This is a genomic window from Dyadobacter jiangsuensis, from assembly GCF_003014695.1.
Taxonomy (GTDB): Bacteria; Bacteroidota; Bacteroidia; order Cytophagales; family Spirosomataceae; genus Dyadobacter; species Dyadobacter jiangsuensis.
The window spans coordinates 86,850-105,207 of record NZ_PYAS01000011.1 but is presented as its reverse complement, the minus strand read 5'-3'; the positions used below and the strand labels follow the sequence as shown (position 1 = coordinate 105,207).

General features: G+C 48.6%; 13 protein-coding genes. 9 read left to right on the top strand and 4 right to left on the bottom strand.

Annotated features, from left to right (window positions below; translation table 11 throughout):
• The first annotated feature begins 39 nt into the window (after nt 1-39).
• From CLV60_RS21955 to tamL, 3 genes are all read left to right on the top strand, one after another.
• Nucleotides 40-750, top strand: coding sequence for a hypothetical protein (locus tag CLV60_RS21955; RefSeq protein ID WP_106597533.1), 711 nt, complete (start codon nt 40-42; stop codon nt 748-750).
• A gap of 107 nt (nt 751-857) precedes the next feature.
• Complete coding sequence (locus CLV60_RS21950) at nt 858-5,798, top strand: translocation/assembly module TamB domain-containing protein (RefSeq protein ID WP_106597532.1); 4,941 nt, start codon at nt 858-860, stop codon at nt 5,796-5,798.
• Entirely contained in the window at nt 5,788-8,220 is a 2,433-nt protein-coding gene (gene tamL / locus CLV60_RS21945; RefSeq protein WP_229211086.1) for a translocation and assembly module lipoprotein TamL, read from the top strand. The genes CLV60_RS21950 and tamL overlap by 11 nt, the downstream gene beginning before the upstream one ends.
• 13 nt (nt 8,221-8,233) lie before the next feature.
• Here tamL and mce read toward each other — a convergent pair whose 3' ends face one another.
• Together mce and rsgA are read right to left on the bottom strand one after the other, a co-directional pair.
• Nucleotides 8,234-8,635 carry a methylmalonyl-CoA epimerase gene (mce, locus tag CLV60_RS21940; protein ID WP_106597530.1) on the bottom strand — a complete coding sequence of 134 codons (402 nt, stop codon included), beginning with the start codon at nt 8,633-8,635 and terminating at the stop codon, nt 8,234-8,236.
• Nucleotide 8,636: 1 nt separating this feature from the next.
• Entirely contained in the window at nt 8,637-9,572 is a 936-nt protein-coding gene (rsgA, locus tag CLV60_RS21935) for a ribosome small subunit-dependent GTPase A (RefSeq protein ID WP_106597529.1), read from the bottom strand.
• A 344-nt stretch (nt 9,573-9,916) separates the two neighbouring features.
• Between rsgA and CLV60_RS21930 the strand changes: the two genes are divergently transcribed.
• Complete coding sequence (locus CLV60_RS21930) at nt 9,917-11,140, top strand: ROK family transcriptional regulator (RefSeq protein ID WP_106597528.1); 1,224 nt, start codon at nt 9,917-9,919, stop codon at nt 11,138-11,140.
• Between the two features lie 34 nt (nt 11,141-11,174).
• Here CLV60_RS21930 and CLV60_RS21925 read toward each other — a convergent pair whose 3' ends face one another.
• On the bottom strand, nt 11,175-12,431 hold the full coding sequence (locus tag CLV60_RS21925; RefSeq protein WP_106597527.1) for a 3-deoxy-D-manno-octulosonic acid transferase: 1,257 nt from the start codon (nt 12,429-12,431) through the stop codon (nt 11,175-11,177).
• Nucleotides 12,432-12,650: 219 nt separating this feature from the next.
• Between CLV60_RS21925 and CLV60_RS21920 the strand changes: the two genes are divergently transcribed.
• The 5 genes from CLV60_RS21920 to CLV60_RS21895 all read left to right on the top strand — a co-directional run bounded on the left by CLV60_RS21920 (nt 12,651) and on the right by CLV60_RS21895 (nt 17,942).
• Nucleotides 12,651-13,406: a hypothetical protein gene (locus CLV60_RS21920; RefSeq protein ID WP_106597526.1), complete on the top strand. Its 756-nt coding sequence runs from the start codon at nt 12,651-12,653 to the stop codon at nt 13,404-13,406.
• An 18-nt stretch (nt 13,407-13,424) separates the two neighbouring features.
• Nucleotides 13,425-14,303, top strand: coding sequence for a lipoyl synthase (gene lipA, locus CLV60_RS21915; protein WP_106597525.1), 879 nt, complete (start codon nt 13,425-13,427; stop codon nt 14,301-14,303).
• A gap of 165 nt (nt 14,304-14,468) precedes the next feature.
• Nucleotides 14,469-15,332 carry an FkbM family methyltransferase gene (locus tag CLV60_RS21910; protein WP_106597524.1) on the top strand — a complete coding sequence of 288 codons (864 nt, stop codon included), beginning with the start codon at nt 14,469-14,471 and terminating at the stop codon, nt 15,330-15,332.
• A gap of 46 nt (nt 15,333-15,378) precedes the next feature.
• Entirely contained in the window at nt 15,379-16,659 is a 1,281-nt protein-coding gene (gene metK, locus CLV60_RS21905) for a methionine adenosyltransferase (RefSeq protein ID WP_106597523.1), read from the top strand.
• Nucleotides 16,660-16,859: 200 nt separating this feature from the next.
• Nucleotides 16,860-17,942: a fatty acid desaturase family protein gene (locus CLV60_RS21895; protein WP_106597521.1), complete on the top strand. Its 1,083-nt coding sequence runs from the start codon at nt 16,860-16,862 to the stop codon at nt 17,940-17,942.
• 10 nt (nt 17,943-17,952) lie between these two features.
• Here CLV60_RS21895 and CLV60_RS21890 read toward each other — a convergent pair whose 3' ends face one another.
• Nucleotides 17,953-18,357, bottom strand: a complete 405-nt coding sequence (locus CLV60_RS21890) for a putative toxin-antitoxin system toxin component, PIN family (RefSeq protein WP_106597520.1) — start codon at nt 18,355-18,357, stop codon at nt 17,953-17,955.
• Nucleotide 18,358 lies beyond the last annotated feature (1 nt).

Here is an 18,358-nt window from a genome sequence, read left to right as displayed (position 1 = left end):
TGCCGGAAGGTCAAAAACTTAAAACAAAATTTTACACAGATGAAAAAGATCAAAATGCTGGCCGCATTGCTATTGGTAACGGCTGGTTCTTACGCACAGAAATTGCCCGCTGACTCCATATTTTCACAATTTTACAAAGCAACGGGCGGCAAAGGCCTTTGGGATGGGGTAAAATCCTATAACATCAAAAGAAGCTATGCTGCCGCTGCTGCCACTCCATACGACGCGGTAATCACTGCATCTATCCCTGAGCAATCGATCTACAAGAACAAAACCATCATGAAACGCAGCTTTGTATACACCGTGAAGGGCGACCAGGGGTGGATCAAAGTACCTATCGGGCAGAGAGTCGATGTGAAAGACCTGAGCCAGGCGGAGCAACAGAATATGCGGATGGAGCTGTATGACAACCTCGTGCCTTTCATCGACTATAAAAACCGCGGGCTGATCGCCACGACTGTCGGTACGGAAACGCTCAACGGCGTTCAGGTGAATAATGTAGAATTGCAGGGTAAAGGTGTAAAGTACAACCTCTATTTCGACGCTAAATCCGGTTTGCTCGTACGTCAGAAACTGAACCAGGCCGGCGTAGAAACGACTACCGATTTATCAGATTATGCCAAATCTGCGTATGGTATTTTATACCCCGCGAAGCTCGTGGAGCTCAACAGCTCTGATAAAAAACCGGTGACGATCAAATCGGCGCTGACGGTGAACGAAAATGTGAACGTCGAACTATTCAAAAGATAACAAGGGTATTATCGCCCGATACCTGCCTGTCAGATGATGCATCTGGCAGGCAGGTTTATTGCAAACCAAGATTATCAACGCCTTAATATGGCGGAAATCAGCCTGGGATGAAGAAAGCACTGAAAGTACTGGCCATAATAATCCTGACAGTTTTGATTCTGGTTGGCGTGTTGATCTGGGGAATCCAGACACCGTTCGGCCAGAATTTTTTAACATCCCAGGCGAATTCTTTTTTACGTAAAAAACTTAAAACCAAGGTCAATATCGAGAAAATCCGGTTCGACATTCCCGACTGGGTATTGCTCGAAGGCGTGTATTTTGAAGATTCGCATGGCGACACGCTCATTGCGGGCAAGCGCCTGTATGTTGACCTTGATATGTACAGCCTCATCAACGGCGATATTGGTATTAACAAGGTAGAGCTGGAAGATGTGAATGCTAACATCAACCGTGTTTTACCCGATACTACCTTCAATTTCCAGTTTATAGTAGATGCATTTGCCGGTACCGATAAAGAAGTTGATACAACACCGTCAAAACCGCTCAAAATGCGCCTGGATCAGATTTCGTTGAAAAAGGTCCGGTTCTCATACCGCGACGCGGTGATCGGCACCGACGCTTCGGGGAACATCGACTCAGCGGTTGTCAAGTTCGACAAATTTAATCCAACGATCTCACAATACCACCTCACCAACACTGCATTGCATAACAGCCAGGTGAAGCTCAGGATGTATCCTGCCCCGAAAGTGGCTGCCTCCGGCCCCGAGCCGAAGCCAGATCCGGCTGATTCGCTGGATATCAAAGCGGGTGACATCGATATTCAACAGTTCAAATGGGAATTTGACGATGAAACATCGGGATTGAAAAACGGCTTGACCGTCGGGAAACTGGCCGGGCATGTGAACAGCGTTTACATGGGTAGCCAGCGTGTGGATGTGAAAAACGTTTCGCTGCAAAACATGTCGCTCTTTGCAGAATTTGCTAAAAAACCTAAAACTACGGCCGCCGGGCCGCCGCCGGAAACGAAGGACACTACTTCCGCCCCGGGTTGGTATGTAAAAGTGGGAGAAATCAAACTGGCGGACAACGATATCCGCTACGATGACTTCAACTCCCCCGCCATACCCAAGGGCCTCGACTACGCACACCTCAATATCAAAGACCTCAATGTAGATTTACGGGACTTCCTTTTCTCGCCGGAAAATATTGCCGGTGCATTGAAATCTGCCTCATTCAAGGACAAAAGCGGCTTTCGCCTGGATGCATTCCGTACCGACTTTGCCTATGGCGACCAGGAGACCTACCTCCGAAATCTTTATCTCAAAACGCCGAATACCCTTTTGCGAGATGAGCTGAGCCTGCGCTACAAAAACCTCGACCAGCTCACCAACGACATTGGCAAGGTAAAGCTTAAATTACGCCTCACCGACAGCCGCATTGCCTTCGCAGACATTTTGCTTTTGGCGCCAGATCTGGCCAAAACCCCGCCATTCGACAAGGAGCCGAACGGCGTAGTGAAAGGGACGGGACAAATCACCGGATCAGTAGACGATATGCTCATTTCCAAAGCGAGGTTTACTATGCTCGACGGCACCGTCCTGAGTGCAGACGGTCGCCTGAGAGGCCTTCCAGATGCAGAAAAGCTCGCGATGGATTTGAATATTAACGAAATATCGTCGACCAAGGCCGATCTCCTCAAAATGCTGCCCGACAGCACAGTTCCGGCTTCCATCGAGTTGCCCGACGCGATCAAGGTATCCGGGAAAGTGAAAGGCTCCATGGAAAATCTTACCCTCGCAACGGCCGTGAACACGTCGTTTGGTACGGGGACTTTTACAGGCAATCTTAAAAACATCGCCGATAGCCTGCGGGCTCAGTATAACGGCACACTGACACTCACGGAATTCGACCTCGGCAAGCTTACCAAGCAACCACCCGCCGAAATGGGCAAACTCACCCTCCGTGCGGATGTGGACGGTGTAGGATATGCCCCGAAAACAATGAAGGCACGCCTGGACGGCAATATTGAAAGTGCAGACATCAAGGGTTATGTATACCAAAACCTGAAACTGAAAGGCGATATCGACCATGGACTAGCCAACATCTCGGCCAACATGGACGACCGTAATATCGATCTTGACCTGAATGCACAGGCAGATTTGTCCAAAGAATACCCGTCGGTAAAAGCCGACCTTGAAGTGACGAACCTCGACCTTACGGCCCTGAATCTGTATGCGGATTCATTGCAGGTGAAAGGAAGCATTAAGGTAGATATGCCTTCGACCAATCCTGAAAATCCGCTGGGAACCGTGAATGTCGACAGCCTGGTGCTGGTACACCATCGCAAGCCGGTCGGTATCTCCAATATCCGCGTACAATTGACCGATTCCAGCGGCGGCAAGCAAGCTTACATCGAATCGCCCATTCTGAAAGCCAAAATGACCGGCCAGTATTCTTACACCGAAATTGGCGACGCGATCCTGACCGAGGTCGGAAAGCATTTCAAATCACCCGACCTGACGTACAAAGAAGTGACCAAACCGGTAAACTTCGCCCTGGATGCCACGCTTAACAATCATCCGGCAATCCAGGTTTTCGTGCCGGAAATACGGGAAATGAAGACAATCCAGCTACATGCGCAAATGGATAACCAGAAAGATTCGTCCCTGGTAGCCCGGCTGAGTGTCCCGATGGTCAATTACGACAGTACCATCGTGGAACGGACGTCGATAAATTTCAGCACCACGGAAGCCAATGCGGCTTTGAATGCGAATGTAGGACAGGTCAATACCGGTGGTTTCAGAATGCAGAATGCGTCGCTGGTTAGCCAGATTGTCGATAATGACGTCAAATTCGATTTTATCGTCCGCGATTCGGTCAATACCGAACGACACGCTGTAAAAGGTGACCTGGCCATTAACAACAATCAATATCGCCTCAACCTGCGCGACGACCTGCTGCTGAATTACGACAAATGGGAGACTGACACGGCTGGTTATGTACAATATGCGGCCGACAGCGTGTATGTGAAGAATCTGGCGATCAGTAACAAGGGGCAGTCGTTGAAAATCAATTCTACATCCGATGCGCCAAACAGTCCGCTCGACATTACAATGGCCAATATCGCTATCGGTCCGTTGATCGAGATCGCTACGCTCGACTCCACGCTCGCGACAGGTACTTTGAATGGGAAAGTATTATTGAGCAACTATATGACCTCACCGGTGTACACGGGGGAACTGACAATCAATAATCTCGCCGTAACCAAAATACCGGTAGGTGACCTGGCACTGAAATCGACTAACGAAACCGAAAACCTGATCCGCGTGGCCATGTCACTCGTAAACGATCAGAATGACGTGAGTATCAGGGGAAGCTATAATCTGAAATCCGAAAGTCCGATGGATTTCAAGATGGATTTGAAAAAACTCAGCGCCAAAACGATCGAGGCATTCAGTTTCGGCGAGCTGAAACGGGCGGAAGGTAACCTGACGGGCAATATCAACATTACCGGGGCGACCGACAGTCCGCGACTCGACGGAGCGATCAATTTCGATAATGTGGCATTCAATGCGACACAACTGGGATCGCGGTACTCGCTGGCCGGGCAAAAAATTCAGTTTGCAGGCCAGAATATCAATTTCAACAACTTCACAGTTACCGATTCGCTCAACCAGGCGATGAAGATCAATGGAAATGTAAGCATTGCCAAGCTGCCGGATGTGGGGTATAACCTCAATATTTCTGCTAAAAATTTCAATGTCCTGAATTCGACCCAGAAAGAGAACGAGCTATTCTTCGGGAAAGCCAATATCGACGCTAATCTGACCGTAAAAGGCCAGGGCGCGAACTCGGTGATCGACGGTAGTGTGAAGGTCGATCCCGGAAGCAATATAACGGTGGTCATGCCCAGTGACGCCACGGAGGCGGGCGACGCAACCAAAGGCGTGATCGAGTTTGTGGATATGAGCAACGGCACCGAAGCGGTGAAGAAGGACTCCGTGGAAGCATCGCAAAACGTAATGGTGGATTTTGCATCGCAGATTTCGCTGGACATCGACGTCGATGATAAATCGGAATTCAAAGTAGTGATCGACGAATTGAATGGCGATAACATCCGCCTGAAAGGAAATGCGCAGCTGAACACAGGCGTGGCACCGAACGGTCAGCTCTTCCTCCTGGGTTCTTATGATTTAACGGAAGGTTCTTATGACCTCACGCTGCAAATCCTGAAAAGGCAGTTTGAGATTAAAAAGGGAAGTACGCTCCTCTGGACCGGTGATCCCATGAAAGCCGATCTGAATATCACCGCTTCGTATCCGGTGATGGTCGACCCTGGCTCTATTGCCGCCAAATTCCAGGGCGCCAGTAAAATACCGGTGGAAGTGCAAATCGTGATCACGGGAAATCTCACAACGCCCAATATCGCATTCCAGATCGTAATACCCGACAAATCCATCGATAAAACCATTGAACAAGACATTACCGGCCAGACATTCTGGAAGGATATGCAGAACAACCCGTCCGAGGCTAACAAACAGGCGTTCGCGTTGCTGATCACCAACAAATTCATCACCGACCAGTCTACTGCGGGTTTCAATATCGGTTCGAGCGCGGAAGCTGTGGCGCGTCAAAGCGTAAGTCAGCTGCTCACCGACCAGCTTAACAACCTGGCCTCTGATCTCGTGAAGGGCGTCGACCTTAACATTGGCCTGAACTCCACGGCAGACCAGAGTACCGGAGCACGCACCGACTTGAACGTTGGCCTTAGCAAGGCATTCCTGAACAACCGGTTGAAAATTTCCGTGGGCAAGAACTTCGAGCTTGAAAGTAAAGGCAATACGGGCAATTCAACCGAAGTATTCGACAACATTGCCCTTGATTATTCTCTCAGCAAAGACGGCCGGTATATGTTCCGGGGCTATCGAAAAAACCAGTATCAGTCTATTCTGGAAGGTTTTATCATCGAAACCGGTGTGAGTTTTATCATTACTGCGGACTATGACCTGTTCCGCGAAATTTTCCAAAAGCAGCGCAATGAGAAGTAACATAGGATATATACTGGCGATCTGTATTTTCCTGGGCGGCTGCTCGGTTAATAGATACGTGCCCGAAGGACAGAGCATATATGTGGGCAACAAGGTCAATGTGCAGCCCGACAGCATTTCCAAACCAAACGTGACCGGCGTTGCCGACCAATTGGAAGGACTGATCAAACCTCCTGCCAACAAAACTATTTTCGGGTTTCCCTGGAAAGTGTGGTTTTACTACTGGATCGGCGAACCCAAAGATGAAGGTGGATTGCGAAGCTGGTTCCGGAAAAAGCTCGGCGAGCCGCCGCGTTACGCCACGCAGCGCATTGTCGACATCAATGCGGCCAATATGGTTGCGTTTCTGGATAACGAAGGCTATTACCGCTCCAAGGCCAAGGGTAAGATCGTTCCGAACAAAAATAAACGAAAACGTACGGCAATCACAGAATACGATGCTTACGTCATGCCCCGCTATGTGATCAACGAAATCAGCTATGTGGTGCCCGACAGTTCGCTGTTCAACCGCGACCTGGTTTTGGCCAAACAAAAAACCCTGCTGAAAAAGGGAGACCCGATCCGCCTGGAAGTAATCACAACCGAGCGTGTCCGCATCGACCAGGAGTTGAAAGGCAAAGGATATTACTATTTCAATCCCGATTATTTGATTGTCAAAGTCGATTCCACCATCGGTCGTGCCGACTCTACATTGGGGCCGCAGCAGGTGAATCTTTTCCTCGAAGTCAAGAAGGAAACTGCCCAGACTTCTTTGAAACAGTATTTTATCAACCGCATTTACGTCAATACCGGTACGGAAGAAAACAAGCTGGCCGACACCACGGGCCTTGCCGCACGCGGGCCGCTGCGCCGGGGTATTACCATTACTGACCCGGGTAATCATTACAAGCGCAGGATATTCTACGATGCCATCGGTTTCAGAAGGGGGAATTTGTACACCAATACCATGCACGATGTATCCCTGCAAAGGTTGATCAACCTGCAAAATTTCCGGTTTGTTAAAAATCGTTTCGACCTCGTACCCCGTTCCGATTCCGCATTGCTTGATGTGCACTACGACCTTTCACCGATGAAGAAAAAGTCGCTGCAGACGACTCTTTCGGCCAGTACCAAATCCAATAACCTGGGCGGGTCGCAGCTGGATGTTACCTGGCGCAACCGCAACTTTTTCAGGGGAGCCGAAATGCTCGCAATCAAGGCATATTTCGGATTTGACGTGCAGTTAGGCGGTAGTCGTACCACTTCCAATAACATTGGGAACGAGTATATCCGTTACGGTGCTTCCGCCGATTTGTCTTTTCCCCGCTTTATCATTCCTTTCGTAAGAATCAGACCTGAGAAAAGCCAATCTTTGCCTAAAACCATTCTTTCAGTAACCTACGAAAACCGGATACAGCGTAACTTTTACACGACGCGTTCCATCCGGGGCGACTGGTCCTATGTATGGCGCCGAAATTCGGAAGTTGAACACACATTCGCGCCGATTTCCATCAACTTCGTGGAACCGAGAAATATCAATACAGAACTACTTGGGGAAGTTGCGACGGACCCCAATACAAACCCGTCCGATGTTGACCGGCTTTTCCGGCTTGTCGACACCAAATTCTTTATACTGGGTTCCAACTATTCTGTGTCCTATCGCCCAACACCCCGGCCATTCAGTAAAAATCAGGTAGCCATGTCGGGTGGTATCGAGTGGGGCGGGAACATTTTGAGTCTCTTGGCGAAGAAAAATGATGAGGGGTATCCCAAAGAATTTTTGAAAGTGCCTATCCTGCAATATTTGAAGGTGGATGGCGACGTAAGATATTACCGCACAATCACCCCGTCAATTAAATGGGCGAACCGCATTCTGGTGGGTGCTGCTAAGCCATATGGAAACTCGAAGACGATGCCGATACCTCAATTTAAACAGTACTTTGGTGGAGGTAGTACGGGAATCAGGGCGTTTCGCGCACGGTCGCTGGGGCCGGGTTCGGTTGCTCCGGATACATTGTCCATTCGCTTATTGGGCTATCAGTCTTTTGCGGATATCCGGCTCGAATTCAACTCAGAGGTTCGAATGAAGTTCACTGATATCATTAACGGGGCTATTTTTCTGGACGCCGGCAATATCTGGTCATTCGGTGACAGTACCCGCGCTGCATATCCCGGAACAGCTTTGATCAGCAATAAATTTTTGAAACAAGTCGCCGTCGGCGGGGGGATCGGCCTGCGCCTGGATTTCTCTTACCTGATATTCCGCCTCGACCTCGCGACGCCATTCCGCAAGCCGTGGTACGTGAATGAGATCAAGAATATCAGTGATGAAGGCGTTGTGGAATACAAAAATCCATGGGTATTTAATGAAATCAACTTCGGCAGCCGGGCGTGGCGAAAGGAGAATCTGATATTGAATATAGCGGTCGGGTTACCGTTTTAGGCGGGTCAAACTATCACCTGATTTCCTGACAGAGTTCGATCAGAACGCCATTCGCACTTTTGGGATGCACAAAACAAACCAGCTTATTGTCGGCGCCGCGTTTCGGGGTTTCGTTTAGCAACACAAACCCGGCGTCGCGAAGGCGTTCCATTTCCGCGATGATGTCTTCCACTTCGAACGCAATGTGATGAATACCCTCCCCCTTTTTTTCGATAAAACGGGCAATGGCACTGTCCGGCCCGGAGGCTTCCAGCAGTTCTATTTTGGTTTGATTTACCTTAAAAAAGGAAGTAGTGACCTGCTCCGATGCTACGGCTTCGCGTTTATAGGGTGAGGCATTCAAAAGCGTCGAGTAAAGATCCTCTGCCGCTGAAAGGTTCCTGACCGCAATACCGATGTGTTCGACGTTTGTCATGTTATTTCCGGTTGTCGTCCCCCGCCATGATGCTCAGGTAACTCTCAAAACGGCTAAGCGCAATCTTGCCTTCGGACACAGCGTCTTTCACCGCGCAACCGGGCTCATTGATATGCTGGCAATTATTGAAGCGGCATTGGTTGAGCAGATCGCGCATTTCGGGAAAGTAATGGCTGATTTCCTCCTTTTCCATATCTGCCAGCCCAAGTTCCTTAATCCCCGGCGAATCGATAATGAATGTGTCCTTTTCGAGTTCGAACATTTCTGCGAAAGTGGTCGTATGCACGCCCTTGTTCGCGAATGTGGAGACTTCCTGTGTTTTAATATCCAGATCGGGCGCTATCGCATTCACGAGTGTCGACTTGCCTACGCCTGAGTGCCCCGAAAGCAGTGATACCTTGCCTTTCAGCAGGGATTTGAACTCCCCGAGACCCAATTCATGCAGTGCCGTGGTGGTGAGGCAGCGATAACCCAGGCTTGTATACAGCTCCATGAGTTCGGCCTGAAAATCTTTCATTTCATCATTCAGAAGATCCTGCTTGTTGAAAACCAGCACGCCCGGAATGCGGAACGATTCGATGGCCACCAGGAAACGATCGATAAATCCCAGCGAAGTGCGCGGGAATACCAATGTACAGATGAGAATAGCCTGATCCACATTCGCTGCGATAAGGTGCGCGTGTGCCGTTTTGTGGACAGAGCGGCGGATCACATAGTTCTCGCGCGGGACGATCTCGTGGATAATGCCAAAGTTTTCACTTTCATTCTCTACCTCGAAATTCACATAGTCCCCCACCGCAATCGGGTTGGTTACTTTCAAACCCAATGCTTTGAATTTACCTTTCAAACGACACTGCCAGATGTGCCCGTCCCTGCTGTCCCTGACCTCGTACCACGAACCGGTCGAACGAAGCACCAAACCCCTTATTAAACTCATTTGTCTTTGTTTTGGAATCAGCGAATTTAAAAGGACTTTGCCAGAAGTCACTAAAAATTACCCGGGAAGTCAAAACAAGGCACAAAACAAGTAGTTTTTCAGCCTCCATGATTTTTTACTTGCATTGCGTATAATTATCTCCTTCAAGCTGAAAAATCCCCGTTTTGTGACTGCCGTATTATTAGGAAACGTTTGGCCGATCGCCCGATTCGCTAAATATTTTACAACAAATAATAATATTTTTTAAAATCACAGCCGTTTTTTCTGATTATTTCATACATTAGTACACCCAATAGTTAAAGAAAATTAAAAATATCATCCTATAATTATTTTCGCTCCGCATAATGGACTTAGTGGCAGAAGAACCGAGTTCGGTCATTGATATTCGTAAAAATCGCATTAGGAGCAGCCTTTTGTTGCATCTATATCAGTCCGGCGACACTTCCATTAACAAAATGGCTAAGTTGTTCCATGCGAGTATACCGTCCGCAACCGGAATTGTGAACGATCTGATGCGTGAAGGCTGGATTACCGAAACAGGTACAGGCCCCGCAAGGGCTGGCCGCCCACCGGTGCTCTATGGCCTGAATGCGAAGAAGTACCTCACGCTGATCATGGATATCAACCGCCATGACACTCAGCTCTGCATATTCGATTTACACAACCAACTGATCCTCAAAAGGAAGGTTGATATACGCCTTGACGACTCCTCGAATTTCCTGGAAGAGCTTTTCACGTCCACGGACGACTTCTTGAAATCCAACAATATCACGCGCAGCAAACTGTGGGGTATCGGTGTTTCGATGCCTGGTCTGATCAATTCTTCGCAAGGTATTAACTTAACTTACCTGAACCTGACACCCCCGGGTGTGCCGCTGGTAACGTACCTCAAAGAGCATTTTGACCTTCCCGTGTGCCTTTTCAATGATACCAAGGCCACTACCATCGGCGAGCACCGCTTCGGTTATGCCGTCGATAAATCGCAGGTATTGACAATCAATATCGACTGGGGCGTTGGTCTGGGCATTATCATTAACGGAGAGGTTTTCAACGGCGCATCGGGCTTTGCAGGCGAGTTGGGGCATATTCAGGTAAAACCGGACGGAATGCTTTGCCATTGTGGAAAAGTGGGCTGCCTGGACACGATTACTTCGGCCATTGCATTGATACGCCAGGCGAAGGAAGGTATCAAAAGCGGCCGTGCGACGATCCTGAAACAGATCGTGCATGGTAATCTCGACCTACTGGAAACTTCCCATATCATCGAGGCGGTGCACGCGGGCGACGAGTTTTCGATCGACCTGCTGAGCACAGTTGGTACCGAACTGGGTAAAGGATTGGCTACCGCCGTTCATTTGTTTAATCCGGAAGTGATTATCGTGGGTGGTTTGCTGGCAGAAGCCGGGCCGTTCATTTCCAACCCGATCGAGCAGGCGATCAACAAATACTGCCTGTCGGATTTCAAAAACCCGCTCTCGATCCACATTTCCAAGCTGGGAGCAAAAGCACGTTTGCTGGGCACTCAGGCCTACCTGTTCGACAATCTGATTGCGAAGGAATTCTCTTGATATTTAATAGCTGATGGTGCATTCATCTGTGCCATCAGCCCATTGCTTCCCTTACTTTCCGCATAATCAGGTCCGTAGCACCTGTTCCTGACTTCACGTACTCCGCACTAACGCTGCCCGCACGCAAGGCCTCTGCGGGGCTGACAACCCAGTTCTCCATCGTTTTCAAAAGCTGATCGCCATCACTAACGGCGAAGGCACCGCCTTTTTCAATCAAATCCACGGCTTCCTGGAACCGGTGATAGCTTTTGTTCCCAAAAACAATCGGCAATCCAAATGTCGCGGCTTCGAGAATATTATGCAGCCCTACGCCGAACGAGCCACCGATATAGGCCATATTACCATACCGATAAAGCGAGGAAAGCATACCGATGTTATTGATAATGAGATAATCAAACCCCGCCGGATCCTGTCCTGCGGCCACCTCGGAATACAAAATGGAACGACCGTTCAGTTTAGAACGCCAACCGGCTATTTCGTCGGCTTTGATCTCATGCGGCGCGATAATCGCCTTCAATTTGCCCGATAATGCATTCAGCGCGGGAATGAGCACCTGCATATCCGCATCCCACACGGAGCCTGCAATCAGGCATTGGCCGTCACTTTTGAAGCGTCCGATCTCCGGCAGCTCGCGCGCGTGGGAGGCGATCGCGCGCACGCGGTCAAAACGCGTATCGCCCGCGATGCTCGCGGCCGTAATGCCGATACCGGCCAAAAGTGAAACCGATGCCTGGTTCTGGACAAAGAAATGGTCGAAATAGCCTAGCTTTTGACGGAAAAAGCCGCCGTAGAACTTGAAGAAAATCTGATTGGAGCGGAAGATCGATGAAAACGAAAGAATATAACTCCCGTTTTTCCGCAATTCCCGGAGGTAGTTGAACCAGAATTCATATTTGATAAAAAATGCAATGCGCGGATTGACAATGGCAACAAACTCACGTGCATTACCCGGCGTGTCGATCGGCAGGTAACAAATAAAATCGGCCCCGGCGTAATCCTTCCGGATTTCATAACCCGAAGGCGAGAAAAAAGTAAGCAAAATAAAATGGCCTGGGTACGCTTTCCTGTAAGCTTCCATCACCGGCCTCCCCTGTTCAAATTCGCCCAGCGACGCGGCATGAAACCACGCCACCGGCCGTCCTGCCGCCTGGGCCTGAAACGACGCACGCAGACGGTCCAGAAGGCCTTTTCGACCCTCAACGCCGAGCTTTAATTTATGATTGAAAGGTGCAACGAACCGGAATAGAAATGCGAAAACCTGAATGGCGACCTGATAAATAATTTTCACCAAGGAGTCTGATTAAAAGGACATTAGAAAAGCAATAAAAGACCGGCATTGGGTCGGGTAAGAGACCGCCGGCGGGCTTTTTTGTTTCTTTTTTCGTTTAAAGAACATAAATGTACAAAAAACCGTTAAAGTGGTGTCGATATACAGCAGCATACGCTATTATTTTGTACTTTCACTGTTCATACGACACATACACAGTCACAGAGAATTTATACTAATAATATGATGCGTGTAAAACTTTTACTTTCAGTAGCTATTCTGTTTGCACTATCGACAGAAATATACGCTCAGCGCAGGTCTGTGAAGAATGAGGACGCCGAGGAGACCTATAAATCATTTACCTCTGTGGGTATTACCACCAATACCAACTCCGGGATTCTTGGAGGAGCGGTATTTCGCCAGTCTGCTGCAACAGGTTCAAAAATGTTCGGAAAGAATGCATACCGGTACCTGGCACTCGAATTGGTGAATGTGAAACACCCGAAAGAACTTTCCACGCAGGACTTTGTGACAGGCGCACGGCTGGTTTATGGCAAGCAAAACTACCTGTTTGTGCTACGCCCGGAATATGGCCGTGAAATAGCGCTGTTCAGCCGCCAGGACGATGAAGGCATTTCGATCAGCGGAATCCTGGCAGCAGGCCCTTCCCTTGGTTTTGAGAAACCCTATATGGTGCAGTACCAGGGTACCGACGGCCGCGTAACCACTGCGCCCTTCGATCCGAACAGGGCAGGCGATATTATCGGTGCAGGCAGCTTTTTCTCGGGTTTCGGCAAATCGAAAGTAGTACCGGGGCTGCATGTTAAAACCGCAATGAGCTTCGAGTTGAGCGCTTTCCGGGACAATGTTACCGGTGTGGAAGTCGGTTTTATAGCCGAAGCTTTTTCAAGAAAAATTACCATTATGGCGGATGCGCAGAATAAGGCCTTTTTTACATCCGGATACCTGACCCTTTATTTTGGAAGTAAGAAAAGATAATTACCATTACAGATTAATATGATTGAATTGCCAGTAATACCATCGGAACGCAGAAAACGCCCCGATTGGCTCCGGGTTAAACTCCCCGCAGGACCTGAATTCAGGAAAGTAAGACAGCTGGTCGATAACTATAAACTCCATACCATTTGCGAAAGCGGCAATTGTCCGAATATGGGAGAATGTTGGGGCGCCGGAACGGCCACCTTCATGATCCTCGGAAATGTGTGTACCAGAAGTTGCAGTTTTTGCGCGGTAGCAACCGGCAGGCCTAATGAATACGACACCGACGAACCACGGCGCGTAGCGGAGGCAATCAAGCTGATGCAGGTAAAACATGCGGTGATCACGTCCGTGAACCGCGATGAGCTGAAAGACAAAGGCGCCGAAATCTGGTATCAGACCGTTCGTCAGGTAAAGGAAAATACCCCGGAAACGACGATCGAAACGTTGATTCCCGATGTGAAAAGCAATTGGGATGCATTGATCCACATGATCGAAGCGGGCCAGGAAGTGGTTTCTCATAATATGGAGACTGTGGAACGTTTATACCGCGCGGTACGTCCCCAGGCCAAATATACCCGCAGCCTGGAACAGATCAAGCGGACGAAGGAGTTCGGCCAGCGGACCAAATCGGGCATTATGCTCGGTTTCGGTGAAACACAGGATGAAGTACACAAAGCAATGGACGACCTGGCTGAAAATGGCCTCGACATCCTGACACTGGGACAATATCTTCAACCAACCAAAATGCACCACGAGGTAATCGAATGGATTACTCCCGAGATGTTCGACAATTACAGGGAAGAAGGATTAAAGCGCGGCTTGAAATACGTTGAATCGGGACCACTGGTACGTTCCAGCTACCACGCGGAACGCCATGTGAATGTGCCGATCTGATAGCGCGACGACATTTTAGAACAGCATAACAAAGCCGGTATAATACGATATGCCGGCTTTATTGTTTTACCAGCAAATTATTGGTTGTCGCCGTTTGCAAAGAGTTGTTTGATTCAGAGGTAGAAATACGTAGGTTTATATGTTATACTATACCACTCACAATCAATGAATTCTCTAACAAAATTCGTCAAACAGACGGTTAAAGACGTGACCCGTCATGTAAACTTCACAAGGTCCGTCACATTCAACAACAAAAACTTTAAAATTCCGGTGATTAATAACATCGGGCTACCCAACTTCACGATTGAAGATGACGACTGGTTTTTTCAACTGGTGAAATCCATGCAAATGCCGGAGGGAAGCAGTTTTATCGATGTGGGCGTAAATGTGGGGCAATCGCTGATCGCCTTCAGAAGCTACCGCAGCAATCCCTACTACGGCTTCGAACCCAGCCCGCACTGCGCGTTCTATCTTAACAAGCTCATTAAAATGAACAACCTCGAGGATGTCCATTTGCTTCCCGTAGGTCTCTCATCTTCCGCCGAAATCCTCAAATTCTATTGCAAAACCGGCGCAGACTCTTCTGCTACGATGGTCGGAGAACTCCGGCCGGACTATTATCGACCGGAGGATATCAGCTACGTGCCAGTGTTTCCGTTCGACGATCTCGATTTGAACAACATCAGCAATATCTCCTTCATCAAAATCGATGTGGAAGGCGCCGAGCTGGAAGTATTGACCGGTTTGAAAAAGACACTTGAAAAACACAATCCCGTGATCACCTGCGAAGTACTCGACTGCCACAAGGCCGCCTCAAACCTCGACGTGTTGCAGGAGCGGGCCAGCAAGCTGGTCGAACTGGTTAAAAGCCTGAACTACACCATTTACAGGACCAAGCCGGAAAAGGGATTGAATTTTGATAAAATTGAGGAAATTATTCTTAAACAATACGATTCACAAAGTCAATATCTAAATGATTACTTATTTTTGCCGTCGACTAGGAAAATAGAAGAGCTTCTCATGAGGTAATTTTATCACACATTTAAACTTTTCTTTAACTTTTATTTCGTTTCCAATGCCATACTTATTCACCTCGGAGTCCGTATCTGAAGGACATCCTGACAAGGTAGCCGATCAAATATCAGATGCACTGATTGACAATTTTTTAGCATGGGATACCGACAGTAAGGTGGCCTGCGAAACACTGGTGACGACCGGACAAGTAGTTTTGGCCGGCGAGGTAAAAACCAACACATATCTGGACGTTCAGAAGATCACCCGCGAAGTGATCAAACGTATTGGTTACACGAAGAGTGAATACATGTTTGAAGCGAACTCTTGCGGTATCCTTTCGGCAATTCACGACCAGAGCGCGGATATCAACCAGGGTGTAGACCGTGCTGCGGCAGCCGAAGACTTCGAATCGAAAGCGAATGCACAAGGAGCCGGTGACCAGGGTATGATGTTCGGATATGCAACCCGCGAGACAGCGAACTATATGCCGCTTGCACTCGACCTGGCGCATAAGATCCTGCAAGAAATGTCGTACATCCGCAACAACGAGCCTTCATTGATCCCTTACCTGCGCCCTGACGCGAAATCACAGGTAACGATCGAATATAGCGACGACAACGTTCCACAACGCATCGATACAATCGTGGTTTCGACACAGCACGACGACTTCGACACAGAAGAAGCCATGCTTGCGAAAATCAAGAGCGATATCATCAATATCGTTATTCCACGCGTGAAGGCTAAACTGACGCCTGAATTGCAAAAGCTGTTCACCGGCGACATTACGCACCACATCAACCCAACCGGTAAATTCGTAATCGGTGGTCCTCACGGCGACACCGGTCTTACAGGTCGTAAAATCATCGTAGATACTTACGGTGGAAAAGGTGCACACGGTGGTGGCGCATTCTCCGGGAAAGATCCTTCCAAAGTGGACCGTTCTGCGGCATATGCAACACGCCATATCGCGAAAAACATGGTAGCTTCCGGTCTTTGTGACGAAGTACTCGTTCAGGTTTCTTACGCGATCGGTGTTGCTGAACCTTGCGGTTTGTACGTAAACACTTATGGAACTTCCAAAGTGGCTGACAACGACGGAGCGATCGCAGCGAAAATCGGCGAAATCTTCGACATGCGTCCTTACGCAGTGGAGCAGCGCCTGAAACTGCGCAACCCGATCTATTCCGAAACTGCGGCATACGGCCACATGGGACGTAAGAACGAGATCGTTAAGAAATCTTTCAAAGGCGCTAACGGCGAAGAAAAAGAAGTCGAAGTTGAACTCTTCACCTGGGAGAAACTCGATTTCGTAGATGCAATCAAAGCGAAATTCGCGCTTTAAGCATTTGAGTTATAGAAAATGAAAAGAGGTCGGCAGCGATGCCGGCCTCTTTTCGTTTGTCCAGGGATATTTCCTTTGTGATCTCTCGCGTTGTTTTTTCAAAACTAAAATTAAAAAGCTGTTTTGCTAATAATTGTCTCCAGAGAACCGTTCTGTCAACGCAACCCCACTCATCTAAACCGTGCATTCCGCGCGCTTCCATGCAATCTCACAAAATCAAATTCACGAACCCGGAAAAGAGCACGTTTTTCCCTACCCTCAGACATCGCGTTGATCAGCATTTCTCTGTCAACAAACTATGCAAATCCGGCGGCTCCGGCATTATTTACAAGGCCATGTTCATGCTGAGCCTCTATCTGGTACCGTATGCACTCATTCTTTCCAATCAGTTCAACCTGCTGGCCATGGCGGGTTTTGCAGTGGTAATGGGCCTGGGCGTTGCCGGGGTCGGCATGTCGGTCATGCACGATGCTATCCACGGCTCCCTCTCGACCGCCAACCGGCTGAACAAGATTTTTGGTGCTTCCATTTACCTGCTCGGAGGAAACGCCTATAACTGGGAAGTGCAACACAACCGGCTGCACCATACCTACACCAATATTCACGAGGTCGACGAGGACATTACCGGCAAGTTTTTGCTACGGCTTTCATTCCAGGAGAAGCAGAAATTCATCCACCGCTTTCAGCACATCTACGCATTTTTCCTGTATAGCCTCATGACGCTTTCATTTCTATGGAAAGACTTCAAGGAAATCGGGATTTTTAACCGAATGGCCAAATCCGGCATGACCAAGCCATTTCCCAGAAAAGAACTGATACGGCTGGTAGCTACAAAATTGGCCTACATTGCCTTCATTTGCATCATCCCGCTCTGCATTACTTCACTTTCTTTCGGAGAATGGCTCGTGGGCTTTCTGATCATGCATGGCACGGCCGGAATGATATTAAGTACTATATTTCAAATGGCCCACGTCGTAGAAGGCGCGGACCAACCGGAACCTGATTCTTCCGGCTGTATCGAGAACGCCTGGGCTGTTCACCAGCTGCAAACTACCTCCAATTTCGCAGGAAAAAACCGCATTCTTTCGTGGTTCATCGGTGGCCTGGATTACCAGATCGAGCACCACCTTTTCCCGTCCATTTCACACATCCATTACCACGCGCTATCTCCCATTGTAAAAGCCACGGCCTTGGAGTTCGGATTGATTTACAATGCAAAACCCAACTTCCGCAATGCATTGGGATCTCATGTGAGGATGTTAAAAAACATGGGAACGCGGTAATCTAGCGAAATCAAGTTAGCATTTCCAGAAACGCCTCAGCCCTGATGACCTTCATTTTCGGAAATTCGATCGATGCCAACACATCGAAATGGCGGTCATTGCTAACCAGGTAGTCTGCACCGGCACTCACGGCACAATCGATGAATTTGTTATCGTCGGCATCCTGTTCAATTAATTGCCAAAAGTAGTAGGGAACAATTTTGTGCACGTTGGACAGGTTCAACAACTCGATCAATTGCAATTCGGTACGCTTTACACCTAACCTTTTACCAATCTGTTCTTCGTACTCCATCAATGTCTCATTGGTAACAAAGAGATCGTACTCTTTCCGCAGCAATGCCTGAAAGATAGGATGGTATTTGGAATGGGTGGGAAGCGATACAAGCAGGACGTTAGTGTCCAGAACAATTTTCATT